The following is a 25093-nucleotide window of genomic DNA, read 5'->3' as shown; positions in this document are numbered from 1 at the left end:
TGCGGTGCCTCTACTACAGTTATGTCTTGCGTGATCGCCCGGGAAACCGGTGATTGGCGCGGTGCTTCCTTAGCTCAGTCGGTAGAGCGTTTCACTCGTAATGAAAAGGTCATCAGTTCGATTCTGATAGGAAGCTCAGAGAAAAACCCCGCTGGTTCGTTGAACCAGCGGGGTTTTTGTTTGTTAAGTCCGGGACTGAGCCGCCCAGCTTAATGGTGGAAATATCGAACATTTCCCCAAATTCTCGAAATGTTTGAGAGCGCCGGTGCCGTCCAGGTCCTGCCGCCCGGGGAAGTCCCCGCTCGGGAAGGCGCTGCAGAGCCCATGACCGAAGAAGAGGTCATCAGCGTGGTCGAATCCCAAAGGATCTTCAATTTCCCCCATGGGCCCCCTCCTAGGACGCTCCAGGCCGTTCAGATCCTGGACTGTCTGGAACCCGGAACGTGGGTCGCGGGAGTCAGCTGCCCAGCCGGGACATCAGCACGGCGACGGCGGCCGATACTCCCCCGGCCAGAGAACCTTCCAGCTCGGGTGCGAAGAACGGCGAATGGTTGACGGGCACTGGACCTTCAATCCCCGAGGCGGGCGTGCCACCGAACATCCAGAACACCGACGGCACTCCGATCGCGGTACCCAGGTGCCCGAAGTCCTCGCTGCCCATCATCGGCGGTGTGATGTCCACTGCCTCAGCCCCCAACGCCAGCCGCAGTGCCTCGATGACGGGAGGGACGGCGTCGGGATCGTTGAAGCACTGCGGGAAGCGGTACATCTCCTCGATGTCCGGTGCGGGCGCCCCCGAGGCAGCGGCCTCGGCCTCGATGATGCGGCGAACGGCAGCGAGGACCTGGCCGCGGACGTCGTCGTCGAAGGTTCGGATGTTGAGCGTGAACTCGGCCGAGGCCGGGATGATGTTCTCCTTAAGTCCCGCGTGGAAGGTCCCCACAGTGACGACGGCGGACTTCCGCGGATCCAGCTCACGGGACACTATCCCCTGGAGTCGCGTGACCATATGGGCGGCCATGACGATGGGATCGATGGAGTCCTGCGGCTGGGAGCCATGCGACTGCTGGCCGTACACGGTGACCCGCAGCGAATCTGCCATGGCAGCCACCGGGCCGCTGGAAATCGCGACAGTGCCGACAGGCCGGGGCATGACGTGCTGCCCGAAAACCACCTCCGGCCGCGGCGCCTTGTCCCACAGTCCGTCGTCGAGCATGGCGAGCGCGCCGGCGGCAGTTTCCTCGCCAGGCTGGAAAATCAGCACCAGCGTTCCCGACCAAGCCTCCGGATTCCCTGCCAGCACCTCCGCGGCGCCAAGCAGGCTGGCTACATGCGTGTCGTGACCGCAGCCGTGCATAACGGGGACCACTGTGCCGTTCGGGAGGGTTCCGGTATCGGTGCTGGCGTAGTCCAGCCCGGTGGCTTCCTCGATCGGAAGGCCATCCGAGTCGGCACGGAACGCCACCACGGGACCGTCACCGTTCCGCAGGATTCCCACCACGCCCGTCCCGCCGCATCGGAAGTGCTCGAAACCGAGCCCGTCCAACTGTTCCTCAATCAATTCAGCAGTGGCGAACTCCTGCATGGACAGTTCCGGATGTGCGTGGAGGTGCCGGTACAGGGAGTGAAGCTTGGCGGTTTGTTGGGCGTCGAGCTGGAGGGCTGTGGCGGTGTGGGTCATGGGCCTGTCTTCCTGGTGATTGTGGGGACGGGGTGCTGGAGAGTGCTATTCGATGTGGATCGGCTTCGCTTCGGTGATGGTGGTCCTACCCCGGAAGAACCATGCGAGCAGGATGGTGCCCAGCACGGCGATAGCGGTTGACACCATGGCGAGCGACGGCGCCAGGGGCAGCACAACAAACACGACGACGGCCGAGACGACCAGCGCAAACACTGTGGTGCGGGGCTGCTTCATAGACACGATGGCCTGCACGAGCACTGCGCCAAGAACGGCGGGCAGCACGTACAGGCGGGTCACCAGCAGCACCGACGGCGGGATGACGCTGATCAGCCAGCTCCCCAGGAGTCCCACGAAGATCGCAAGCGAGATCAGGTGGACTGCCGCGGCACCGCAGATGGCGACCACGGCGGCCAGCTCGGCGCGCTTGCTGCCCGGCTTGGCACCGATATTGGTTTGCGCGATCAAAGCGGCCGGCAGGAGCTTGTTGGAGATATTGCCGATCATGAAGGCCTGGTACATCGCGGCAGGCCCGAGGATCGGGTAGTACGTGAGTGGCTCAACGATCCAGATGATGCCGAAGGTTGCGGCCACCGCAGCAAAGGCGATCCAAAGCTGTGCGGGGCCTATGTCCAGGCCACTGGCGAAGACAAGAAACAGTGGACCAGCTACCGAGACCAGCAGTCCGAAGATCATGGTGATCTGACCCCAACGGGACGTGGTGCGGCCGAACTCAGCCATGGCGGAGGTGCTGGTGGTGATGGGAGCGGAAGTAGTGGAAGACATACGGGGTGTTCCTTTCGTGCTCAAAGACAGGGGCTGGACGTGTGGATCAGGCGCCGACGGCGAGGTAGGCAGCGCCCAGTCCGATGACGATGGAGAAGCCGAGCCCCCACTCGCGCAGCCAGCTCTTGCCGAGCTTCCTGGCCAGCAGCAGACACAACCCCATGACTGCGGCGGAGATAAGGAAGGACACAACGTGAACGCCGGACTTGGGGAGTTCGGTGAAGCCCAGGCAGGAGAAGGCTCCCATCAGGGCAGCCGCTGGGACGATGGCCATGGCCGCAGGGTTCACGGAGCGGATCTTGGCATCACCTTTGCGAAGCAGCGGTGTCAGGATCAGGGTGGCGAGCATCCACATGGCACCGCCGATACTCATGGCGAAGAACGCGACGGCGAAGACACTCTGCGTGTAGCTGGCGTCGCCGAGCTTCGCGCCCATGGAGCCTGCGGCGATGCCGGCCGCAGAGACGTCGTACGCAGCAGAGCCGATCAAACCAATCCTGGAAAGCACAGCCGGGGCGCCGAAGAGGCCCAGCAGGGCGATGGCAACGAGTGATACGGCCAGGGATGGTCCGATGGCGGAGACCGCACCGGAACGGAACGAAGTCTTGATGTCCTGCGGACTCATCTCTACGGATGGCGCTGCGCGTTGGGCAGCCTTCATGAAGATGACGGACTGGATGATGATCACGCCGAAGACACCGGCCACGCAGATCCACAGGACAGGATTGTTGGCGATAGCCATGATGTCGGTCGAATCGGTGGGGGTGAACGGTTGCAGTGCCAGGGGTTGGTGCATGGGAACCTCCGGGTGTGAGCCCCCCAGTCCGCGGCCGGACGACGCTGTGCGGCCCGTGGCGTTGTGGGGCAAATCCATACCCAGTAACCAGATCGGCCATGGGGTTACCAACACCATTTACTATGAGCCGGATCACACACAATAGCTGACGGAATCAGCCGGAATGTTGGCTGAATCCGTCACGGCTTGCTTTCTTCGGGTTCCGGCTTCCGCGGTCAGGTGTGACCGGGCACACTTCAAGCAGTAGACATCCAGCAAAGGAGCACCATGCCTGACACCATCGGCGAGCTGTCCGCCGTCGAACTTTCCGCAGCGATCCGGGAGAAGAAGATCTCTGCGCGCGAAGCCCTTGCCGACCATCTGGAGCGCATCGCGGACGTGAACCCCGTGATCAACGCAGTGGTGACTCTCGACGCCGAAGGGGCCCAAGCCCTGGCGCACCGCGCGGACCAACTGACGGCTTCGGGGGCAGACCTTCCGCCACTGCACGGCGTGCCCATGACCCACAAAGACACGAACAATACCGCCGGGATGCGCACCACTCAGGGCTCGCTTGCCTTGCGCGACTTTGTGCCCGACGCCGATGACCTCATCATTGCCCGGCTGAAGGCGGCCGGGGTTGTCAGCACCGGGAAGTCGAACGTTCCCGAGTTTGGCGCCGGATCCCACACGTTCAACGACCTTTTCGGAACCACCACCAACCCGTACGCACCCACCCTCAGCGCCGGCGGCAGCAGCGGCGGGGTGGCCGCCGTCGTCGCTTCCCGCGTCCAGAGCATCGGCGACGGCAGCGACATGGGCGGCTCGCTCCGCATCCCGGCCTCCTTTTGCAATGTGGTGGGTTTCAGGCCATCGACGGCGGTGATCCCCATGCCGTCCGACGTCAACGCCTACGGGTGGCTGGGCCGAACCGGACCCATGGCACGCAGCGTGGAGGACATTGCCCTGTTCATGTCCGTGACGGCCGGCAAGGACCCTCGAGTGCCCCATCCGGAAGGCCTTGATCCGGAGGTTTTCCGAGCTGGGCTCGAGGCCGATATGCGCGGGGTCCGGATTGGCTGGTCACGGGACTTTGGCATTGGGGTGCCGGTGGACCCTGAAATCCTGGAGCATCTCGAACGGCAACTCGCGGTCTTCGAAGGCCTCGGCGCGATCGTGGAAGAAGCCACCCCCGATTTCGGCGAAGCCGACCTTGTGTTCGGCAACACCCGCGCCATGGACTTCGCCGCAGGACTGGGTCCCATCCTGGGGCGCTCTGGTGACGTTATCAAACCGGAAGTGCACTGGAACGTCCACAAAGGTTTCGACCTCACCGCCCGCGACCTGATCGAGACAGCCGCAGCCCGCACTCGCCTGGAACGCAGCGTCCAGTCATTTTTTGGGCGCTACGACCTCTTTGCCAGCCCCTGCGCCCAGGTCCTTCCCTTCGACGCCGCACTGCGGTACCCCCAGGACATCGCGGGTGTTCCTTCACAGACCTACCTCGACTGGATGCGCTCAGCCTGCCTGTTGTCCGCCACAGGGCTGCCCGTGCTCAGCGTCCCGGCAGGCTTCAGCTCCGCAGGGCTCCCCATCGGCTTGCAGCTCGCCGGCAACCACTACACGGACATGCAGTTGCTCCGCTACGGCCGTGCCTTCGAACAGCAGACCGGCTACGCCGCGATCGCTCCTGTTTTTTCTACGGCAGGCGAGGCCATCACTACCGTGCGCGCATAACCCGCCCGCCACGCTTTCGGGCGTCCAGCAGGATGGACACGTCCACAGTGACAGCATGCTGCGCCCACTCCGAGTCCGTGATGAAGCGGTAGAGGTCTGCCATGTCCTCCACCGTGACATCGGCCATAATCTGGTAATTACCGGCGATCGCCGCCGCATAACGGACAGTAGGCAGCTCCGCCAGGCTCTTGCCAACCTGTTCAACGTGCTGCGGAGAAGCCCGGATCCAGAGCAGTGCCTCGACATACAAGCCAAAGGATGCCGGCTCAACGATGGCGCGCAAGTGAACCTGGTTATTGGCAAGCAGCCACTCAGTACGGCGGCGTGCTGTTGCTTCAGAAACACCCACCCGGCGGCCCAACGCTTCAAAACTCATCCGGCCATCGGCACAGAGGGCAGCCACGAGCTCGTGGTCCTGCCTGCTCAAATCCTGCCGCGGCACCAGGATGCCGGAGTCCGGGGTGAGACTGGAGCGGAGCGCCTCCGCTTTGTCACTGGTGAGGATTTCCGGCCGCCACCCCCGGATGGTGCGGAAGTAACGCAACACGGGGTAGCTGGTGGAATCGCGCAGACCGATGGTGGCGGGCAACTCGTCAGAGAGGACATCGGCCATGCGTGCAGGCTCGGTGAGGATCTCTGCCACGCAGTCTCCGGTACCCGTGGTGGTGTAGACAAAGGTGGTATCCGGCCTCTGCCCCAGTGCGTGGGCCGCGGCCCGCACAGTGCCGGGCATGCATCTCATCTCCACCAACACCACGGACGGCCGGGGCCGGATGCCCACTACAGCGACAGCTCCGGACTCCACAAGCTGTGAACCCCGGCGCGCGACAGTTCGTTCTGCTTCCCCAAGGACCGCCGCCATCTTCCGCCAGGGGCACCGCGGATCCAGTTGGAGCGCGGCAACGATCTGCCGCTCCAATGCGTCAAAAACCTCCATGCAAGCTCCGTCCTCCGTCCGCTGGGGTTGCTCAATTCCACCACGGACTGAGGTGCGTTACGTCACGACGGCGAATGCCGGCGTCGTGCCTTAACGGCAGGTGCCCCGCCCCCAAGGAGGGGACGGGGCACCAGGGTCAGGCTTGGGACTTAAGCGAAGTCGGAGACTGCCGGGTCCGGTCCGATGCGGCCTTCGGCACCGCGGTCGAGGCCGTTGATGGCCTCGATGTCGGTGGCATCCAGCGTGACGTTGAGCGCCGCGAAGTTTTCTTGGATGCGGGACTCGGTGACGGACTTGGGAATGACCACATTGCCGATGGCCAGGTGCCAGGCGATGACCACCTGGGCGGGCGTGGCATCGTGCTTGGCGGCGATTTCAGCAACTGTGGCGCTTTCAAGGAGCTCGCCACCCTGGCCCAGTGGGGACCAAGCCTGGGTCAGGATGCCCTTGGAAGCGTTGAATTCGCGAAGGTCAGCCTGGTTGAAGAACGGGTGCAGTTCCACCTGGTTGATGGCCGGAACAACGCCGGTTTCATCGATGATGTGCTGCAGGCCTTCCTTGGTGAAGTTGGAGACACCGATGGACTTGACGCGGCCACGCTTCTTGAGCTCGATAAGCGCCTTCCAGGTGTCAACGTATTTTTCCTGCTTGGGCTGCTGCCAGTGAATCAGGTAGAGATCCAGGGTCTCGAGGCCGAGGCGGTCCATGGACTCCTCGAAGGCTGCGAGCGTGGAGTCGTAGCCCTGGTCTGCGTTCCACAGCTTGGTGGTGATGAAGATTTCGTCGGCGGAGAGGCCGGAGGAGGCTATGGCCCGGCCGACGCCTGCCTCATTGCCGTAGATCTTGGCGGTATCGATGTGGCGGAAGCCGGCTTCAAAAGCCTGGCGCACCACCTTTTCGGCTACATCGTCTTCAACTTGCCACACCCCGTAGCCGAGCTGGGGGATGGTGTTGCCGTCGTTGAAAGTAAGTGTTGGTGACGAAGTCATGATTGCCATACTGCCAGCACGAACCTGTGAAAAGCCCGGAATGTTACGGAGATCAGCTATGCGCTTAACTTCTTGTGCAGGAGGAATAAAGGCGCACGCTTGTAGTTGCTCACGCCTTGCATCTTTCTCCCGGCCCTTCAGGCTCCGAGCTGGCGCTCTGCATCGGCAACCTGCTCAAAGACGGCTTCCGAGCGCCGCCTCACGGAGAGTGCGCCCACAGGAACCGGGCCAACGGCCAACCTCAACATCGCGGCCGCCTCCGCGGTGGTGGCCAGGGAATTTCCAGCCTTGGACAACGCACGGTGCACCCCTGCCAGGGCCCCCGGAACATCCAGGCCGTCGCTTGGGGAGCGTCTTTGCGCCTCGACGCAAATGGTCCTCACGCGCGGAGACAACTCAGCAAGCTCATTGGCGATCTGCACAAGCTCGTTGTACAGCTGCTCATCATCAACGCCCTCAAGAACTTGGTGGTACCGGTCCAGGCCGCGGTGGAAACGGTCGTGGGCGCGTCGCCACAACCCCTTGCCGAGCTCCAGATCGTCCTTCCGTCCTTGGCGGACGGCCCCAAAGAAACCCACGAGCGAACTCAGAGGTACTGACCCGGACCGTGGTCGGGGTCTTCCGGCCGGCCGTGTGAAGCAGCACCGGGAGCCCCCGGCGCTGCGGCACGCTGCGGCTGGCCATTTTCGCCAATGACGATGCCCGGCGCGATGACAGTTCCCGGCGGGAGCTGGCGAAGTTGCATCTGCGCGGCGGCATGTTCCTTGGCGGCCTGCTGTGCGGCGATGGCGGCCTGGATACCGTGGAACAAGCCTTCCAACCACCCCACCAGCTGTGCCTGGGCGATGCGAAGTTCCGCATCGGAGGGCGCCTTTTCGTCGGGAAAAGGCAAGCTGATGCGTTCCAGCTCCTCGATGAGTTCAGGTGCGAGACCGTCCTCGAGTTCCTTGATGGAGCGCTCATGGATTTCGGCGAGGCGCCCACGTGCAGCGTCGTCCAGAGGCGCGGCTTTAACTTCCTCCAAAAGTTGGCGGATCATGGTGCCGATCCGCATCACCTTTGCCGGTTCGTCAACAAGTTCGTGAAGATTGCCGCCCTTGGGCTTGGCATCCTTTCCGGACTCTCCCCCGCCGGGTTGCTGTCCGTTGGGCCTGTTGTGGCCCTCTTCCAGCATGGTTCCCTCCACGGGGGTGTCGTCCGAAGCCTCATCCGTGGGCTGAATGTCGTTCAGATCGCTCATTCGTTCATACTCTCATGGGGTTCACGCGAACCCCCGTCCAGTTCCTCGATTCCGACTTCGTTCGTAGCGAAACTTGGTTCTCCGTCAGCAGCAGCGGCCCTGGGGATTGCTGTCCTGCCGGTCCATCCGGTCCCGCCAAAACTCACGCTCCGTCATGGCAGGACCGGTATGGCCGCTGGCATTGAAGTGTTCCAGATACTTGCGGTAGGCGTCTGCACCCATGAGCGAACCCATGTAGGTGGCGAACCCGCGAAGCCCTTTGGCCACCGCATTCATCAGTGATGCCCGGCCTTCTGCGTGCGCTTCTCCGCAGGCAGGGCATTCCACTCCGCCAGCAGGGCCTTCTCCGCTGAGGTGGGGATCAGTCCGGCCGGGGCATACACCTTGGATGGCAGGGCCGGGTCCTCATGGTCTTGTCCGCCGCCTGCACGGATTGCCCTGATGGTCGCCAACAGGGCGGCGACAATCACGATGATGCTCAACGTCACGAAGATGACCGAAAGGACGCCCTGGATCATGGTGTTACGGACCACCGCTTCCATGGCTGCAACGGTCTTTGCCGTGCCGAACTCCGTCTTGCCGTCCGCCAAGGCCTTGGAGAAGGCCTGGTTGTTGGCGAAGTAGCCCACTGCCGGAACCGGCGAGAAGATCTTGTGGAAGCTGGCAGTAATCGTCACTACTGCCGCAAAGGCCAGAGGGACCGCCACGATCCACAGCCACTTGAAGACGCCACGCTTGGCAGTGATGGCCAGGCACACCGCCAGCGCGATGGCCGCAAGGAGTTGGTTGGCGATGCCGAACAACGGGAAGAGCGTATTGATCCCGCCCAGGGGGTCGGTGACACCCATCAGGAGCACTGCACCCCATGCACCCACCATGATGGCGGTGCATAGCCAAGCGCCGGGACGCCAGGAGGCTTCCTTGAACTTGGGAACAAAGTTGCCAATGGAATCCTGCAGCATGAACCGGGCAACACGCGTGCCGGCGTCAACTGCGGTCAGGATGAACAGCGCCTCAAACATGATGGCGAAGTGGTACCAGAAGGCCATCATGCCGGGTCCACCGATGAACTGCTGCATGATGTGCGCCAAGCCTACGGCCAGTGTGGGTGCACCGCCGGACCGGGAGACGATGCTCTCCTCGCCCACGTCCTTGGCCGTCTGGGCCAGCACGTCCGGGGTGATGTTCACGTTGGCCAGGCCGAGGCTGTTCACCCACTGCGCTGCGGATTCCACCGTGCCTCCGGTGAGGGCAAGGGGTGCGTTCATCGCGAAGTAGATGCCGCGGTCGATCGAAATCGCAGCTACCAGGGCCATGATGGCCACAAAGGACTCCATGAGCATGCCGCCATAGCCGATGAAGCGCGTCTGGCGTTCCTTCTCGATCAGCTTGGGAGTGGTGCCGGAGGAAATAAGGGCGTGGAATCCTGACAGGGCGCCACAGGCGATGGTGACAAAGAGGAAGGGGAACAGCGCCCCGGAGAAAACGGGTCCGTTCTCACGGCTGGCGAACTCGCTGAACGCGGGGACAGTGATTTCCGGACGAACCACAATGATGGCCAAAGCCAGCATCACGATCACGCCGATCTTCATGAAGGTGGAGAGGTAGTCGCGAGGGGCCAGGAGCAGCCACACCGGCAGGATGGCAGCAATGAAGCCGTAGATGATGATGCCCCAGGCAATGGTGACCTTGTCGAGGTGGAAGAAGGCTGCACCCCATTCGGTTCCGGCCACTGCGCCGCCGCCGATGATGGCCGCCATCAGTAAAACGAAGCCGATGATGGACACTTCCATCACCTTTCCTGGCCGGATGAAGCGCAGGTAAACGCCCATGAACAGTGCGATGGGGATGGTCATCCCCACAGAGAAGACACCCCACGGACTCTCGCCCAAGGCGTTGACCACGACGAGCGCAAGGATGGCCACAATGATGATCATGATGAGCAGGGTGGCCACGAGGGCCGCCGTGCCGCCGATGACGCCAAGTTCTTCACGTGCCATCTGGCCGAGGGAACGGCCACCGCGGCGCATGGAGAAGAACATGACCAGGTAGTCCTGCACGGCACCGGCAAGAACGACACCGATGATGATCCAGATGGTGCCTGGCAGATAGCCCATCTGGGCTGCGATGACAGGTCCCACCAGCGGCCCCGCGCCGGCAATGGCGGCGAAGTGGTGGCCGAACAGCACATTCCGGTCGGTGCGGACATAGTCCTTGCCATCAGCCTTGTACTCGGCAGGAGTGGCGCGGCGATCATCCGGCTTGAGCAAGTAGCGCTCAATAACCTTGGAATAGAACCGGTAGCCAATCAGATAGGTGCATACCGCAGCGAAAACGAACCAGATGGCGTTCACGGTTTCGCCGCGTACCAGCGCCAGCATGAACCATGCCACCGCTCCCAGCAGCGAAATCGCCACCCACAGCCCGATCTTTGCCGGGGTCCATCTCCGCTCTTCTGCCTCGCGGACTGAGTCATCCACGGCCGGGGAAGGCAGCGTGGGATCCAATCCTTCCGTGAGTCCGGCCTTGTCAGAAACCTTGCCCATATCTCCTCCTTGAGAACTGCTGCAGTGATGGGTGCTGCCGTTGGTGGCGATCTTCGCGGTGGGGGCCGCATCGCCGGGTGCCTTCCAGCACAGTAACAACCGTCACAGACAAGTAAAGGGGGAACGCGCCAACGTGGAACAACGCGGCGGTGAACGGTCACAGCCTTGCGGCGGATGACCATGCTCCCGCACCGGAGGAGACTAGGTGGCTCCCCCGTTGGCCTGCGCCTGCACCATGCGCGCTTCACACAGGTCCAACCAGCGCACTTCGGCTTCGGCTTGGAAAATCAGGGAATCGAGTACCAGCAGCCCCGCGGTGTCCACGGAACGTTGGTTGGCGGACACTGCCTTCCTCGCCAGCGTGTGCTCCTGCAACGCCCTGACGGACACCTCACGCTGGGATTGGATCACCGCGGAGGTATCCACACCGGGCAGCGTCACGGCAAGGGCAAGCTTGATGGCGATCTCGTTCCGCGGCGGGGCGCCACGGTCCACGGCGCCGCCAAACCACGCCTCGACTTCCTCGGCACCGGCGTCGGTGATGCTGTAGATGACGTGGCCACCGCCGTCGTCGCCGTCTTTACTGACCAGGCCATCGCGCTCAAGGCGGTCCAGGGTGGTGTAAACCTGTCCGATGTTCAACGGCCAGGCGGCACCGGTCCGGTCCTCGAATTCGACGCGCAGTTCGTAGCCGTACCGGGGCTGGTCCTGGAGCAGGGCCAGCAGACTGTGCCGGATGGACATATGGCTCCTCGCAGCGGTTGGACGGAACGATCAGAGGAGCAGCAGGACCTTGCCCACGTGCTCGCCCGAGTCGAAATACTGATGGGCTTCCCGGACATGTTCCAGTGGGAAGGATTTGGCCACGAGCGGCCTGATCCTGCCGTCGGTGAGCATCGGCCATACGGACTCGCGGACCGCGGACATGATGATGCCTTTTTCGGCCACGGACCGCGGCCGAAGCGCCGTACCAATCACGGCAGCCCGTTTGCTGAGGAGTTGGCCGAGGTTGATCTCGGCGGTGGTCCCGCCCTGCAGGCCAATGACGATCAGGCGGCCGTACTCGGCGAGCGCGTCGACGTTCTGCTGGAGGTACTTGGCACCCACGACGTCGAGGATCACGTCCGCGCCTTTGCCCCCGTTTTGCGCCTTGAGGCTTTCAGCGAAGTCCTCTTCGGTGTAGTTGATGGCGATGTCGGCGGCCAGGAAGGCCTTGGCGGTTCCCACCTTCTCGTCGGTTCCGGCAGTGGTCGCTACCGTTGCACCGCAGGCCTTGGCCAACTGGATGGCCATGGTGCCGATGCCGCCGGTGGCGCCATGGATGAGTACTGTCTCCCCGGGCTGCATCTGCGCTGTCATGATGAGGTTGGAATAGACGGTGGCAGCAACTTCAGGCAGGGCCGCGGCGGTAATGAGGTCCACACCTTCGGGAATCCGCAAAACCTGCTCCGCAGGTACGGCCACCTGCTGGGCGTAGCCTCCGCCGGAGAGCAGCGCAACGACTTTATCCCCTACGGAGAACGCCTTGGTGACGCCGGGACCAAAGGCTGCGATGCGTCCGGAGACTTCAAGCCCGGGAATGTCGGATGCGCCTGGTGGTGGCGGGTAGAAGCCGCGCCGCTGCTGGACGTCCGCACGGTTCAGTCCGGCAGCCACGACGTCGATCAAGACCTCCCCGGCGCCTGGCACCGGTGCGGGGACCTCGCGGATTTCGAGGACTTCGGGCCCGCCTGGCTCTGAGATGTAGACGGCTTTCATGACGAACTCCCGGTTTCTTGCTGGTCCTCAAACCCCCGGGGCAGGGGCTGAAGGACGTGATGTTTTGGAACAGCCAACTCCCTATGAAACACTACTAGGCGAGGAAGGTTGTCCGAGCGGCCTAAGGAGCTGGTCTTGAAAACCAGTGTGCGGTAACCCCGTACCAAGGGTTCAAATCCCTTACCTTCCGCCAATGAGATGCCCCGGGTTCCAGGACCCGGGGCATTTTTGTTTGTTTGATTGTTGTTCCGCAGGGCCGCCAAGCGCGCAACTGAGAACTGACACCCGGTAGATCATTGAAACTGTCAGACCCCCCGCATAGTGTTCTTTCTGTCTCCACACCACTGACATATGCCGTAGCTTTGGCCGCGGAATAACAACAGGAGCCTGACCCATGCCTAAGCCTGACATCACTCCCGGCGCACCCTGCTGGATTGATCTGATGACGTCCGATACAGAGAAAGCGAAGACGTTCTACAGCGCGCTTTTCGGCTGGACGTATGAGACCGGGGATGAGGAAAAGTACGGCGGCTACATCACGGCGCTGAAGGACGGCCGGATGGTGGCGGGCATCATGGCGAAGCAGGCTGACATGGGTGCCATGCCGGATGTCTGGTCCACTTACCTTCGTACCGATGACATCAAGGCAACCACCGAGGCAGCAGCCACCCATGGGGGTCAGGTGTATTTGGAACCCATGGAAGTTCCCGAGCAGGGCACCATGGCCATGTACGGTGATGCCTCAGGCGCGTCCATCGGAGCTTGGGAATTCGGGGAAATGACGGGCTACGAGCTGGCGGCTGAGGCCGGCGCTCCTGCGTGGCACGAACTCCTTTCCAAGGATTACGAGGCAGCGGTCACCTTCTACCAGGAAGTCTTTGGCTGGGACACGGACGTCATGAGCGATACTCCGGAGTTCCGGTACACCACCCTCGGCGCCGGAGACGACGCCAAGGCGGGCATCATGGATGCCTCCGGTTTCCTTCCGGAACAGGTCCCCTCCATGTGGAGCGTGTACTTCGCAGTGGAGGACACGGACGCCACAGTGGAGCAAGCAACAGCCTTGGGCGCCACCATCACACAACCTGCAGAGGACACACCGTTTGGTCGTTTGGCTACGCTGCAGGACCCCACGGGAGCTGTCTTCAAAGTCATCCAGGACCTGGGCCAAACGGCCTAGGGTCTCACTGCACCGGGTCTGCCCGGCGCCCTCCACCGAGGGCAGCCGGCCGGATCCACTCATTGCCGGCGTTGGGGGATCAGCCGGCGTGGGTCCTTGTCAGGTCCCTCACTGTCGATCGCAGGCCCCTTGCCTGCTGTCCCGCGGGGAATGAGGACCCACATGCACCACTTTTCACGACGATTGAGGACCGCTGCCGTGCTGGGCATGGCATCGATTGCGCTGGCGGGCTGTTCGTTGATCAGCAGCGGCGACGCCAAGCGGGATGAATCAGGAAAGCCTACGGAATCGTCCAAGGCCGATGCCTTCAAGGTGAAGTTGGGCGACTGCATCGCCAATCCGGACAGCCAGGAAGTTATGGATGTCACCATCATTCCGTGCGATCAGAGCCACGACCTTGAGGCCTACGCGCTGACCAACATGGACGCGTCTGCGTTCCCCGGCGACACTGAGGTGGGCACCCAGGCTGAAGAATACTGCGGTGCCCAGTTCGCAACGTTTGTTGGCCTGCCGTTCGAGGAATCTGCGCTGGATGTGACCTTCCTCCACCCCACCAGCGACTCCTGGAAAAACGGTGACCGGGAGATCGTCTGCCTGATCGGTGGCGAGGCCGGAGCCGCCACCACCGGCACCCTTAAGGGTGCCGCCAGGTAACGCACGAGTGCCAAGGGAACCCAGCGGCCACCCCCGGTCCACCTCCCATTCATTCCATCGTGTTCTGCTATGCCCGAGCAATAGGTTTACCCCGGAGTAACTTCCGGAACAACGCCCACTTCACAAGATTGTGGGCGTCGTCCAAAGGGCCCCACAGGGTCCCCTAATGAAAGTTAGAGCGGATGCACCAACAACAGTGGAAAGTACTGGCAGGAACGGTCTTGTCAGTGGGGTTGCTCGCCGCCCCGCTGACGGCCGCTCCGGCCATGGCGGCGGATGATCCGTCCGCCCCTGCCGGCTCATCGGCGGTAGTCATCAACGAGGCTTACCTCAGCGGTGGCAGTGCCGGCGCCGCGTTCAAGAACAAGTTCGTTGAGCTCTACAACTCCTCGGATTCCCCGGTCAGCCTGGCAGGCTGGTCGTTGCAGTACCGTTCAGGCACAGCCACCGCCGCACCCACGGGGATCACCCCCCTGACCGGCACCATCCCTGCCAAGGGCTACTTCCTGGTCCAGGGAGCCACCAACAGCGGAGCCTCCACCGCCCCGGCCCTTCCCACGGCCGATGTCCAAGCCACCGGGACGCTGAACCCCAGCGGAACCACAGGAACACTGGTCCTGGCCAAGCAGTCCACCGCTGTGTCCCCGCTCCCGGCTGGATCAGTGACCGGCAACGCCGCCATTGCCGACCTCCTGGGCTATGGCACCTCCAACACGTTCGAAACCGCCGCGGCCACTGCGCCCACCGGCAACTCGGACGTCAAGAGCCTGAACCGCACCAACGGGGCGGACACGGACTCCAACGCCACGGACTTCAGCCTGAACGCCACCATAACCCCCACGGCCGCCAACGGCGGTGGAACCCCTCCCACGGATCCGGAGCCGGAGCCCGGTGTCAAGGCCATTGCCGAGATCCAGGGAACGGGTACGGCGAGCCCCCTGGTCGGCAGCACCGTGACCACGCGCGGCAAGGTCACCGCCCTCTACGCCACCGGCGGGTTCAACGGCTACTACGTCCAGACCCCCGGAACCGGCGGCGATACTGCCGTGGCGGCCAGGACGGCGTCGGACGCTTTGTTCGTCTACTCACCCACGACCACGGGAACCGTCCAGCAGGGCGACTACCTGGAACTCACAGGCGTCGTCAGCGAATTCGCCAACCAGACCCAGCTCACGGTTGAAGCTGCAGGGTTGAAGAAGCTCGCTGAGGCGGCCCCCGAGGTCAAGTCCACGCCGTTTGCCTTGCCGGCGAACGAGGCCGCGAGGGAAAGCCTCGAAGGCATGCTCGTAGCCCCCCAGGGCGACTTCACGGTCACGGATAACTACTCCCTGAACCAGTACGGCGAAATCGGCCTCGCGGCCGGGACCTCGCCCTTGGTGCAGCCCACGGCCGTGGCCGCTTACGGCTCGCCGGAGTACGCTGCCGTGGTGGCGGACAACGCGCTGCGGGGCATCAAGCTCGACGACGGTGCGTCCACCAACTTCCTCAAGGACGCCACCACCAAGGCCCAGCAACTGCCGTACCTGACAACCTCGGATCCCGTTCGTGTGGGTTCGCCCGCACAGTTCCGGACCGACGTCATCCTTGGCTACGGCAACAACTCCTGGAAGTTCCAGCCCCTCACCGCACTCAACGCGGCCAATGCTGGTTCGGTCCAACCGGCCAGCTTCACCGCCACCCGGCCGGAAGGTCCTGCCGATGTGGGAGGCAGCCTCAAGCTCGCTTCCTTCAACGTGCTCAACTACTTCCCCACCACCGGTGACCAGCTGGCCGGCTGCGTCTTCTATACCGACCGCGAGGGCAACCCCATCACGGTCAAGGAAGGCTGCAACGCCCGCGGTGCTGCCAACGCGGAGAACTTCGAGCGCCAGCAGGCCAAGATCGTAGCGGCCATCACCAAGTCCGGCGCCGACGTCGTATCCCTCGAGGAAATCGAGAACTCCGCGCAGTTCGGCAAGGAGCGCGACTACGCGTTGTCCAAGCTGGTGGAGGCCCTCAACGTCAAAACACCTGGCGTGTGGGACTACGTGCGGACGCCCGCCAACGCTCCCCCGCTGAGCGATGAAGACATGATCCGCACCGCGTTCATCTACAAAAAGGCCGTGGCGGAGCCCGTGGGCGAGTCCATCATCCACAACGACACCGTGGCTTTCGCCAGCGCACGCAAGCCGCTGGCCCAGGTCTTCAAACCGGTTGGCGGTGCCGATGACAAGAAGTTCATCGCGATCGTGAACCACTTCAAGTCCAAGGGCTCGGCCGCTACCCCGGACGATACCGACAAGGGCCAGGGTGCCTCGAACATTGCCCGCACCAAGCAGGCTGAATCGCTGCTCGCTTTCTCGAAGGATCTTCAGGCGTCCAAGGGCACGGACAAGGTCTTCCTGATCGGTGACTTCAACGCCTATGCCAAGGAAGATCCCATCAACGTCCTCACGGGCGCCGGCTATGCCGATCTTGAGGTGGGCACCGGCAAGCACTCATACCTGTTCGGGGGCATGGTGGGTTCCCTGGACCACATCCTGGCTTCACCTGCCGCAGCCAAGGCCGTCACGGGAACCGACATCTGGAACATCAATTCCGTGGAGTCCGTCGCACTGGAGTACAGCAGGTATAACAACAATGTGACCAACTACTATGCCGCGGACGAGTTCCGGGCCAGCGACCACGATCCTGTGGTGGTGGGCCTGGACCTGACCGCGGAGGCACCCGCAAGCGTTGACCTGCAGTTCCTGGGGATCAACGACTTCCACGGCCGCATCGACACCAACACCGTGCTCTTTGCCGGAACGGTGGAGAAGCTCCGCGCGGCAGCTGCCCCCGGGGCTACGGCCTTCATCTCGGCGGGCGACAACATCGGCGCCTCCCTCTTCGCTTCTTCAGTGGCGAAGGACCAGCCCACCATCGACGTCCTGAACACCTTGGAGCTGCAGGCTTCCGCTGTGGGCAACCACGAGTTCGACGGCGGCTGGCAGGACCTACGCGACCGCGTCGTCGCAGGAGGTACCAACGCAAAGTTCGCGTACCTCGGTGCGAACGTCTACCAAAAGGGCACCACCACGCCGGTCTTGCCGGAGTACAAGGTGCTGGATATGAACGGCATGCGGGTGGCCGTCATCGGCACTGTCACCCAGGAAGTTCCTTCACTGGTGACTCCCGCCGGAATCTCGGACCTCGAATTCGGGGATCCTGTGGAGGCCATCAACCGGGTGGCCGCGAAGATCAAGGCCGACGATCTGGCCGACCTCATCATCGTGGAAAGCCACGACGGCGCCGCGTCCGGCACTCCTGAGGGCGCCACGCTGGAGCAGGAAGTCGCCGCGGGCGGCCCCTTCGCCAAGCTGGTCAACGAAACCACTCCCGACGTCGCTGCCATCTTCACCGGACATACCCACAAGGAATACGCCTGGGACGCACCGGTACTGGACGCCAATGGCCAGCCGACCGGCAAAACCCGTCCCATCGTGCAGACCGGCAACTACGGCGAGAACGTGGGGAGCGTGACGCTGACTGTGGACACCGCCAGCAAGTCCGTGACGGCGTACAAGGCCGCAATCGTGGATCGGACCACCGAGACCGTCGAAAGCCTGGTTGCTGCGTACCCGAGGGTGGCTGCAGTGAAGACCATCGTGGACAAGGCGCTGGCCCAAGCTGCTGAAATCGGCAACCAGCCCGTTGGTGCAGTGACCGCCGATATCACCACCGCCTTCACCCCGGATCCTGCCGGAGGCGCCCCCAAGCGGGACGACCGCGCGAATGAATCCACGCTGGGCAACCTGGTGGCAGACTCCCTGGTGGATACGCTCAAGGCACCCGAACTGGGTGCGGCGGAGATCGGCGTCGTGAACCCCGGCGGCCTGCGTAACGAGCTCTACTACGCCCCGGATGGCACCATCACCTACGCAGAGGCCAACGCGGTCCTGCCGTTCGTGAACAACCTGTGGACCACGTCCCTGACAGGTGCCCAGTTCAAGACGCTCCTGGAGCAGCAGTGGCAGACCAACGCTGACGGAACCGTGCCCAGCCGCCCCTACCAGCAGCTTGGCCTGTCCAAGAACATCAACTACACCTACGACGCCGCCCGTCCCGCAGGAGACCGCATCACCGGCATCTGGGTGAACGGCGCCGTCATCGATCCCGCGAAGCAGTACAGGATCGGCACGTTCAGCTTCCTGGCCACCGGTGGTGACAACTTCCGGGTCTTCAAGGAAGGCAGCAACACCAAGGACACCGGACTGGTGGACCGGGATGCCTGGATCAAATACCTGCAGGAGCACAAGCCGGTGTCGCCGGACTTTGCCCGTCGTTCCGTCGCTGTGGTGAACTCCACCGCAGCCGGGGTCAAGGCCGGCGAACCCATCGCACTGGCTGTCTCAAAGCTGAACCTGACATCGATCGGCAGCCCCGCCAACGCCACCCTCAATGCCGTCTTTGTTGACAGCAAGGGTGCAGCGGTGACGCTCGGATCCGTACCGGTAACAGCAGGTGCAGCCACGGTGGACCTCAAGGTTCCCGCCTCGGCAGCGGCCGGCACTGGCACGTTGGTGCTCACCGCCGTCGAAAGCGGAACCGTGGTGAAGACGCTCGTGACGGTTGCTGAGAGCGGCCCGAACCCGCCGCAATGCACCGCGCCCACCAAGCCGTCCAAGTGGTACGACATTGTGGGGTGGCTGCGGTACGCGTTCGCCTGGTTGGAGTACCAGAGGTGCCTGCGGGGCTAGCAAACCCGTAACGCCATAAGGCAGGGCCCTCACGAACTTACCCTTCGTGAGGGCCCTGCCTTTGTGCTGAACGCTAAGACTTAGTGCCGAACGCTACGCCGATCCGTAGCCGTGCGTGGCTCAGCGGGCCAGAATACTGCGGGCAATCTCGTCGGCATCCCTGAGGGTCCGCTGTCCGCTGGCGTAGGCCGGTCCGGTCCGGGGCCGGGCTTCCGCAGCGATGGCCGTGCCCCACTGCACCGCGGAGAGCTGAAGACCCAAGACGTACAGGTTCCTTGTGACGGATCCATTCGCCGCCAGGGGCCTGTATGGATGCGGTTCAACGTCCAATCCCGTGGTCTGCACAGGAGCGCCTTCGCCGCCCATCATGATCTTGGTGCGCACCAGGCCATCAGCCATCAGCTGCTCCAGCAGCGGGGAGACGTTCATTCCCACCCTGTTGGCCGGCGACATCGCCTCGATCAAGGTAGGTGCTTCGGCCGGCGCATCGTGCACCCACGGCGAAACCGCCCGGAACACCTTGGCTGCCCGGTCCACGCTGAACTTCGGGTCGGGGCCCACGAAACTCACGACGCCGGCACGCGCCAAAGCGGCCAGCTGCTCCGAGCGCAGTGCAGGGGCTCCGCTGGCCAGCCCTTCGACGAAGGACTCGAACCAGCCGCGCAACCCTGAGAGCCACGATTCGTCCGTGATGCCGCCATCTGCCACCACCGATTTGAGGATGGCCCGGCCGGTGTGGAGCGCACCGATGGCCATCTTGACGGGGTCCGCCTCCCCGAGGGCCGATCGTCGCGCGTCATCATCCAGGTAGGCCGTGATGGCTGCGTCCAGCTCACGTCGAGAGGCAAAGGTGCGTCCTGCCAGTGGAGCGGCCAGTCCGCGGAGGTTCAACCGGCGGGAAGACACAACATGCTTTTCCACGAGGTCGCCCACGCTGCTTTCCCAGTGCGTGGTGGTGTGCGCGTGCGGTTGGAGCGCATCCTCAAGATCAGCCAGGAACTGCGCAGGGTCCTTGATGGCCGTCGGCTGGGAGCGGGCCAGCGTTGAGTAGTAGGCCCACAAGGCGTCGCGGTGCAACAGTGGCCAAAGATCATGGTCAAAACCAGGTTGGATTCCTGCTGCACGGAACCGGTCCACTGCGTCTTCGGTCAGGTACCGCATGGTGATGCTGCCCGGATAGTAGGCATCCAGGCCGGCCTTGGCCCGGTACGGCGTGCCACGGCGGGAGGCGGCGATGATTTTCGGTTCGCGCCCCGATGCCCTGTACTCCAATACCCCGGCTCCCGGCGCACCGGCGTCAACAAACTTGCCCCCGCGCCCCTCCGTCAGCTGGCCCATGACGTCAAAGAAGTTCAATCCCATGCCCCGGACCAGCACTGGCTCGTTATCCGGCACGGATTGCCAGTCCACGTCGGCCGGCGGTGCGGGCGGAAAATACAGCAGGCCCTGTTCGTCAGCGGCGCGCTTGAATGAGCGCTGTTCCGGATTCAGCCGGGACTCAATGTGCCCCAGGGCGAGGACCACGGAGCCGACGGTGAGGGTGAGGCCATTGGCGAGTTCGACGTCGAACCCGTCCCCCGCGCTGTTCGCCGTGCTGTTCACAAAAGGGCGTGCCGCCACGGCGGTGGTCTCATGGAAGGTGACCTCGACGCCGTCGGGAAGCCGTTCCAGCAATCCCGCCAAGGTTTGGCGCAGGTACCTGCCGTACAGCGCGCGGCTGGGGAAATTGTTCGACTCGAGGGTGGCCAACTCGGCCTTCTCAGCATCGTTCAGTCCCGCACCATCACGACGCCGGGCCTCACGCCACTGGTCGAAGGAACCACCTGCCAGCGGCGGGGCCAGCATCGGGTCTTCGGGGATGAGCGTCGGATAGAAAGACTGGGTGTTCATCAGATACAAGCGCGACTGCTCGGGCTGCCACACGTGGCCCGATCCGGCCGGAAAAGGATCCACCACATCAAGGTGCAGGGTGGTTCCCGGAGGGCTACCGGCAGCCCAATTCGCAAGCAACCGCTCAAGGACGCTGGTGCCCCGAGGGCCGGCCCCAATAAGGGCAACACGGATGGTTTGCGATTTAGCCACGCTCAAGCCTAACTTCCTGTGACTTGCTTACGGTCGAACAGTGTTGCTTGGATGGGGCGATGACCACCACAGAAGCTGATCAGACGCCACTTCCCGAGAATGACACCGCCACCACCTCCGGGCCCCGCCATGCTGCGGACGTGGCGGCTGAGCCCACGGATGAAAACGTCTGGCTCGAGGACATCCACGGCGAGGAACAGCTGGCGTGGGTCCGCGAACAAAACGCCCGCACCGAGGAATTGCTCGAGGATGCCGAATATGCAGCTGTTGAAGCCGGCATCCTTGAGGTCCTCGACTCAACAGACCGCATCGCCATGGTCTCCAAGCGGGGCGACTACTACTACAACTTCTGGAAGGACCAGGAACACCCCAAAGGCCTCTGGCGCCGCACCACCTGGGAAAGCTACCTCACCGACGAGCCCGAGTGGGACGTCCTGCTGGACGTCGATGCCCTTGCCGCCGCCGAAGGTGTGGAGTGGGTCTTCCACGGCGCCGGTTTCCTCCGGCCGGCCGATGGCGACGACTACCGCCTGGCCATGGTCTCACTCTCCCCCGACGGAGGCGACGCGGACCGCCACCGCGAGTTCGACGTCGAATCCCGCACCTTCGTGGAGGGCGGCTTTGACCTCCCCACTGCCAAGGGAAACGTCAGCTGGCTCGATGCCGACACCCTGCTGGTGTCCAGCACTGCGGAGGGACTGCCTGCGACGACGTCTTCCTATGCGAGGACCGGCGTGAAGCTGAGGCGCGGACAGACGCTGGCCCAGGCCGAGCGCCTCTTTGAGATTCCCGAGGACCACATGCTGGCCATGGTGGCCCACGATTCGACCCCGGGCTACGAGCGGACCTTCGCCGTGGACTACATCGACTTCTACAACCGGAGCACCTGGCTGCTGCGCGAGGACTCGTGGGTGGCAATCGACGTTCCCACCGACGTCAACATCAGCGCCCACCGCGACTGGCTGCTGTTCCGTCCGCAGAAAGACTGGGAGGTTGAGGGCTCCGTGTACCCGGCGGGAGCTCTGCTGGCGGCCGATTTCGACTCCTACCTGGCGGGGTCCCGTTCGCTGCTGGTCCTGTTTACGCCGGATGCCCAAACCTCGCTGCAGTCCTGGAGCTGGACCAAGGATTACCTGCTGCTGAACCTCCTGCGCGACGTCTCCTCGGAAATCCGGGTGCTGGACCCTTCCACGGTTGACTCCGCGGGTGCATGGGCATCCACCCTCCTGGATGCCTGCCCGCCGCTGCACGATGTCAATGCCTATGCCGTGGACGACGAAGACCTGGGCGCAGCCGGCAACGACTTCTGGCTGGTGGCCACCGGCTTCACCACTCCCACCACTCTCACCCGGGGAGCGCTGACACGCGGCGATGACGGGCAGTCCAGCGGCGTGGTGAGCCGGCATGCCGAAGTGAAGCGGTCGCCGTCGTTCTTCAACGAAGCCGGGTACGAGGTCCAACAGCACTTTGCTGTCTCTGCCGATGGAACGAAGGTTCCCTACTTCCAGGTGGCGTCCAAGGATCTGGTACTTGATGGCCAGAACCCCACGCAGCTTTCCGGCTACGGCGGGTTCGAGATCTCGCGGACCCCGGCCTACAGCGGATCCATCGGCCGGGCATGGCTTGAGCGGCGAACAGTGGGCGTTGCCTCCGAGGACGGCACCGGCACGCACTCGCGCGGCGGCGTGTACGTTGTGGCCAACATCCGGGGCGGTGGCGAATACGGGCCCTCATGGCACCGCGCTGCCCTCCAGGAAAACCGCCACCGCGCCTACGAGGACTTCGCTGCGGTGGCCCGGGACTTGATCTCCCGCGGCGTTACCAGCCGTCCGCGTCTGGGCTGCGTCGGAGGCTCCAACGGCGGGCTTCTGGTGGGAAACATGCTGACCCAGTACCCCGAACTGTTCGGTGCCGTGTCCTGCGGCGTGCCGCTCCTGGACATGCGCCGGTACACCAAGCTCTCGGCCGGGTACTCGTGGATTGCTGAATACGGGGACCCCGATGTCCCCGCGCAGTGGGAGTTCATCCGCACTTTCTCGCCGTACCACCTCCTTCATGACGGCGTGGATTACCCCGAGACGTTCATCTGGACTGCCACTTCGGATGACCGGGTGGGACCCGTCCAAGCCCGAAAGATGGCTGCACGCATGCAGGCCATGGGCATCCCGAATGTGTGGTTCCACGAAGCCCTCGAAGGTGGCCATGCCGGTGCCTCGGACAACAGGCAGGCTGCGGCGTTGCAGGCGCGGAGCAACCACTTCTTGTGGCGTTCGCTGGCCGGAAGCAACTAGCCGCTCCGTCAGGTCCGATTCGCTGGTTCGCTGCCTGCCAGGCCGTTCGCACGGCCCGTCCCGCCGCGAACCAGCGAAATGGGCAGGAGAATGGCCGCGTTTTGCGCTCGACGGCACGTTCTGCGTATCCTTGGTGGGCTAGCAATAGCAAAGGGAGACGTGCCAGAGCGGCCGAATGGGCTTCACTGCTAATGAAGTGTGGGGCACAACTCCACCGGGGGTTCAAATCCCCCCGTCTCCGCGAACAGGTCCCGGTTTTCAAACCGGGACCTTTTGCGTTTAACCGCGCTTTGAACCGCCGCTGACTTCAGCTCCCGCATGGCGGTGGAGGGTGAGGCTGTCCACAGTGCTGATCAGCATCAAAACTGCCATGGCCACGAAGGCCCCCTTATAAGCCGCCACCTGATCCGGACCGAACACCTCGGTGGCCTCGAACAGGCGCAGGAACAAAGCGCCCACGGCGATCCCGGCCGCTGCCGCCAACTGAACCAGCGTGGCCGATATGGCGTTGGCCGAGGGCAACTGCCCCGGGACGATATCTGCGTACTGCACCGAGGCGTAGGCGGAGAAACCAATGGAACGGAAGGCGCCGCTGAACAGCAGCAGGGCGAAAATAAGCGGTTCGGGTGTTTGGGCGTCAAGGAAAGCGCACATGGCAAACGTCACGGCCGACGCGAACGAGGCAAAAACGAGCACCGGCTTGAATCCGAAACGCCGGATCAACGGCGTAGTGGCCGGTTTGATCCCAATGTTGCCCACGAACACCGCCGCCACCATGACACCGGCCTTCAGGGGATCCCAGCCAAACCCGTCCTGGAACATCAGGGGCAGCAGGAAAGGGACCGAGCTGATGGTCAACCGGTAGATGAAGCCCCCGGTGGATGTTGCCCTGAAGGTCCGGGTACCGAAGACGCTGAGGTTGAACAGGGGAACTTTCGCTTTGCTCATCCACCAGACCGCGCCGGCCAGGGACAATACTCCGGCAAAGACAACTCCTGCGGCCAGGACATTTGATGCGTGCCCACCCAGGGTCTCCAAGCCCACCACCAACGCGCCTACACCCAGCGTGGTCAGCAACAGGCCGAACCAGTCCAGTCGGCGCTTCCCGTCGAATTGTGTCCGCGGCACCAGCCTGAGGGCCGCAATGAAGGCAGCCAGCCCCAGTGGGACGTTGATGATGAAGATCCAGTGCCATGACAGGAAGGTGGTCAGGGCGCCGCCAACCATCGGAGCCAGCACGGGAGCAAGCAGGCCAGGCCACACGAGGTAGGCGGTGGCCCGGAGAAGTTCGGATTTGGGAGTGCCCCGCAGCACCACCAGGGTCCCCACGGGAACCATCATTGCTCCGCCCATGCCCTGGGCCACCCGGCTGAGCGTGAGCATGGTCAGGTCGGTGCTGATCGCGCAGAACAGGGAGGCAAGAGTGAACACCGATATTGCGAGACAGAAAATCCTGCGCGCGCCGAACCGCTCCGCCAGCCAACTGCTCAACGGAATGCCCATGGCGACCGTTACCAGGTACGCCGTCATGGTGATGTTGATGTCGGCCGGTGCTACCCGGAAATCGGAGGCGATGCTGGGAATGGCCGTGGTGAGGATGGTCCCGTCCAGGAACTCCATGAAAAACGTCGCAGCCACCAGCAGCGCCAGGCGCGGCCGCCACGTCGTCTGGTCGGCGGCATCGACGTCGGTGTTGCTCGGGTTTGCGCTCATGGCTCCGGT

Annotated in this window: 18 protein-coding genes and 3 tRNA genes; 8 read left to right on the top strand and 13 right to left on the bottom strand. The window is 63.5% G+C overall.

Features of this window, described 5'->3' with window-relative positions; genetic code table 11:
• Positions 1-63 precede the first annotated feature (63 nt).
• Positions 64-136: transfer RNA gene (locus QEH68_RS04585), tRNA-Thr, on the top strand.
• Between the two features lie 321 nt (positions 137-457).
• Here the strand turns inward: QEH68_RS04585 and QEH68_RS04580 are convergent.
• From QEH68_RS04580 to QEH68_RS04570, 3 genes are read right to left on the bottom strand one after another with little or no spacing between them, the layout of a single operon-like run.
• Complete coding sequence (locus QEH68_RS04580; RefSeq protein WP_280626828.1) at positions 458-1681, bottom strand: amidohydrolase; 1224 nt, start codon at positions 1679-1681, stop codon at positions 458-460.
• Between the two features lie 45 nt (positions 1682-1726).
• Positions 1727-2464 (bottom strand): hypothetical protein, encoded by a 738-nt coding sequence (locus QEH68_RS04575; protein WP_207596355.1) that lies wholly within the window; start codon positions 2462-2464, stop codon positions 1727-1729.
• A gap of 46 nt (positions 2465-2510) precedes the next feature.
• Positions 2511-3260 (bottom strand): DUF5058 family protein, encoded by a 750-nt coding sequence (locus tag QEH68_RS04570; RefSeq protein WP_280627970.1) that lies wholly within the window; start codon positions 3258-3260, stop codon positions 2511-2513.
• A 267-nt stretch (positions 3261-3527) separates the two neighbouring features.
• Here QEH68_RS04570 and QEH68_RS04565 point away from each other — a divergent pair, with 267 nt between their 5' ends.
• Complete coding sequence (locus tag QEH68_RS04565; protein WP_280626826.1) at positions 3528-4976, top strand: amidase family protein; 1449 nt, start codon at positions 3528-3530, stop codon at positions 4974-4976.
• On the opposite strand, the gene QEH68_RS04560 is transcribed toward QEH68_RS04565, so the two are convergent.
• From QEH68_RS04560 to QEH68_RS04525, 8 genes are all read right to left on the bottom strand, one after another.
• Positions 4960-5913 (bottom strand): AsnC family transcriptional regulator, encoded by a 954-nt coding sequence (locus QEH68_RS04560; protein WP_207596352.1) that lies wholly within the window; start codon positions 5911-5913, stop codon positions 4960-4962. The genes QEH68_RS04565 and QEH68_RS04560 overlap by 17 nt on opposite strands.
• Before the next feature lie 149 nt (positions 5914-6062).
• Positions 6063-6902 (bottom strand): aldo/keto reductase, encoded by an 840-nt coding sequence (locus tag QEH68_RS04555; protein WP_280626823.1) that lies wholly within the window; start codon positions 6900-6902, stop codon positions 6063-6065.
• A gap of 137 nt (positions 6903-7039) precedes the next feature.
• Positions 7040-7480: a hypothetical protein gene (locus QEH68_RS04550; RefSeq protein WP_280626821.1), complete on the bottom strand. Its 441-nt coding sequence runs from the start codon at positions 7478-7480 to the stop codon at positions 7040-7042.
• An 8-nt stretch (positions 7481-7488) separates the two neighbouring features.
• The gene (locus QEH68_RS04545; RefSeq protein WP_207596349.1) at positions 7489-8142 is read right to left on the bottom strand and encodes a bacterial proteasome activator family protein; all 654 of its coding nucleotides are present in this window, start codon (positions 8140-8142) and stop codon (positions 7489-7491) included.
• A gap of 84 nt (positions 8143-8226) precedes the next feature.
• Positions 8227-8418 carry a YbdD/YjiX family protein gene (locus tag QEH68_RS04540; protein WP_207596348.1) on the bottom strand — a complete coding sequence of 64 codons (192 nt, stop codon included), beginning with the start codon at positions 8416-8418 and terminating at the stop codon, positions 8227-8229.
• Positions 8418-10688, bottom strand: coding sequence for a carbon starvation CstA family protein (locus QEH68_RS04535; RefSeq protein WP_207596347.1), 2271 nt, complete (start codon positions 10686-10688; stop codon positions 8418-8420). The genes QEH68_RS04540 and QEH68_RS04535 overlap by 1 nt, the downstream gene beginning before the upstream one ends.
• Before the next feature lie 201 nt (positions 10689-10889).
• Positions 10890-11432 carry a PadR family transcriptional regulator gene (locus QEH68_RS04530; protein ID WP_207596346.1) on the bottom strand — a complete coding sequence of 181 codons (543 nt, stop codon included), beginning with the start codon at positions 11430-11432 and terminating at the stop codon, positions 10890-10892.
• Between the two features lie 30 nt (positions 11433-11462).
• Entirely contained in the window at positions 11463-12446 is a 984-nt protein-coding gene (locus QEH68_RS04525; RefSeq protein WP_280626815.1) for an NAD(P)H-quinone oxidoreductase, read from the bottom strand.
• Positions 12447-12548: 102 nt separating this feature from the next.
• Here QEH68_RS04525 and QEH68_RS04520 point away from each other — a divergent pair.
• From QEH68_RS04520 to QEH68_RS04505, 4 genes are all read left to right on the top strand, one after another.
• Positions 12549-12639, top strand: a tRNA-Ser gene (locus QEH68_RS04520).
• A gap of 201 nt (positions 12640-12840) precedes the next feature.
• Entirely contained in the window at positions 12841-13626 is a 786-nt protein-coding gene (locus tag QEH68_RS04515) for a VOC family protein (protein ID WP_280626813.1), read from the top strand.
• Positions 13627-13788: 162 nt separating this feature from the next.
• Positions 13789-14280 (top strand): septum formation family protein, encoded by a 492-nt coding sequence (locus QEH68_RS04510; protein WP_207596342.1) that lies wholly within the window; start codon positions 13789-13791, stop codon positions 14278-14280.
• Positions 14281-14462: 182 nt separating this feature from the next.
• Positions 14463-18998, top strand: coding sequence for an ExeM/NucH family extracellular endonuclease (locus QEH68_RS04505; protein WP_280626809.1), 4536 nt, complete (start codon positions 14463-14465; stop codon positions 18996-18998).
• Positions 18999-19118: 120 nt separating this feature from the next.
• Here the strand turns inward: QEH68_RS04505 and QEH68_RS04500 are convergent, their stop codons facing one another.
• Positions 19119-21080, bottom strand: a complete 1962-nt coding sequence (locus QEH68_RS04500) for an FAD/NAD(P)-binding protein (protein ID WP_280626807.1) — start codon at positions 21078-21080, stop codon at positions 19119-19121.
• 59 nt (positions 21081-21139) lie between these two features.
• On the opposite strand from QEH68_RS04500, the gene QEH68_RS04495 reads away from it, so the two are divergent.
• Both QEH68_RS04495 and QEH68_RS04490 read left to right on the top strand, forming a co-directional pair.
• Positions 21140-23371, top strand: coding sequence for a prolyl oligopeptidase family serine peptidase (locus QEH68_RS04495; RefSeq protein WP_280626806.1), 2232 nt, complete (start codon positions 21140-21142; stop codon positions 23369-23371).
• Positions 23372-23524: 153 nt separating this feature from the next.
• Positions 23525-23612, top strand: a tRNA-Ser gene (locus tag QEH68_RS04490).
• Positions 23613-23650: 38 nt separating this feature from the next.
• Here QEH68_RS04490 and QEH68_RS04485 read toward each other — a convergent pair.
• Positions 23651-25084, bottom strand: coding sequence for an MFS transporter (locus tag QEH68_RS04485; RefSeq protein ID WP_280626805.1), 1434 nt, complete (start codon positions 25082-25084; stop codon positions 23651-23653).
• Between the last annotated feature and the right edge of the window lie 9 nt (positions 25085-25093).

This window comes from Paenarthrobacter sp. OM7, assembly GCF_029873575.1.
Taxonomy (GTDB): domain Bacteria; phylum Actinomycetota; class Actinomycetes; order Actinomycetales; family Micrococcaceae; genus Arthrobacter.
This window is presented reverse-complemented; position numbering and strand designations above follow the sequence as displayed.

Bases quoted from the DNA above. Each gene is read 5' to 3' on its own strand.
- QEH68_RS04510 (WP_207596342.1), top strand. From the start codon at position 13,789: ATGCACCACTTTTCACGACGATTGAGGACCGCTGCCGTGCTGGGCATG.
- QEH68_RS04515 (WP_280626813.1), top strand. From the start codon at position 12,841: ATGCCTAAGCCTGACATCACTCCCGGCGCACCCTGCTGGATTGATCTG.
- QEH68_RS04560 (WP_207596352.1), bottom strand. From the start codon at position 5,913: ATGGAGGTTTTTGACGCATTGGAGCGGCAGATCGTTGCCGCGCTCCAA.
- QEH68_RS04535 (WP_207596347.1), bottom strand. From the start codon at position 10,688: ATGGGCAAGGTTTCTGACAAGGCCGGACTCACGGAAGGATTGGATCCC.
- QEH68_RS04565 (WP_280626826.1), top strand. From the start codon at position 3,528: ATGCCTGACACCATCGGCGAGCTGTCCGCCGTCGAACTTTCCGCAGCG.
- QEH68_RS04545 (WP_207596349.1), bottom strand. From the start codon at position 8,142: ATGAGCGATCTGAACGACATTCAGCCCACGGATGAGGCTTCGGACGAC.
- QEH68_RS04485 (WP_280626805.1), bottom strand. From the start codon at position 25,084: ATGAGCGCAAACCCGAGCAACACCGACGTCGATGCCGCCGACCAGACG.
- QEH68_RS04530 (WP_207596346.1), bottom strand. From the start codon at position 11,432: ATGTCCATCCGGCACAGTCTGCTGGCCCTGCTCCAGGACCAGCCCCGG.
- QEH68_RS04525 (WP_280626815.1), bottom strand. From the start codon at position 12,446: ATGAAAGCCGTCTACATCTCAGAGCCAGGCGGGCCCGAAGTCCTCGAA.
- QEH68_RS04540 (WP_207596348.1), bottom strand. From the start codon at position 8,418: ATGAATGCGGTGGCCAAAGGGCTTCGCGGGTTCGCCACCTACATGGGT.
- QEH68_RS04580 (WP_280626828.1), bottom strand. From the start codon at position 1,681: ATGACCCACACCGCCACAGCCCTCCAGCTCGACGCCCAACAAACCGCC.
- QEH68_RS04570 (WP_280627970.1), bottom strand. From the start codon at position 3,260: ATGCACCAACCCCTGGCACTGCAACCGTTCACCCCCACCGATTCGACC.
- QEH68_RS04505 (WP_280626809.1), top strand. From the start codon at position 14,463: ATGCACCAACAACAGTGGAAAGTACTGGCAGGAACGGTCTTGTCAGTG.
- QEH68_RS04575 (WP_207596355.1), bottom strand. From the start codon at position 2,464: ATGTCTTCCACTACTTCCGCTCCCATCACCACCAGCACCTCCGCCATG.
- QEH68_RS04495 (WP_280626806.1), top strand. From the start codon at position 21,140: ATGACCACCACAGAAGCTGATCAGACGCCACTTCCCGAGAATGACACC.
- QEH68_RS04555 (WP_280626823.1), bottom strand. From the start codon at position 6,902: ATGACTTCGTCACCAACACTTACTTTCAACGACGGCAACACCATCCCC.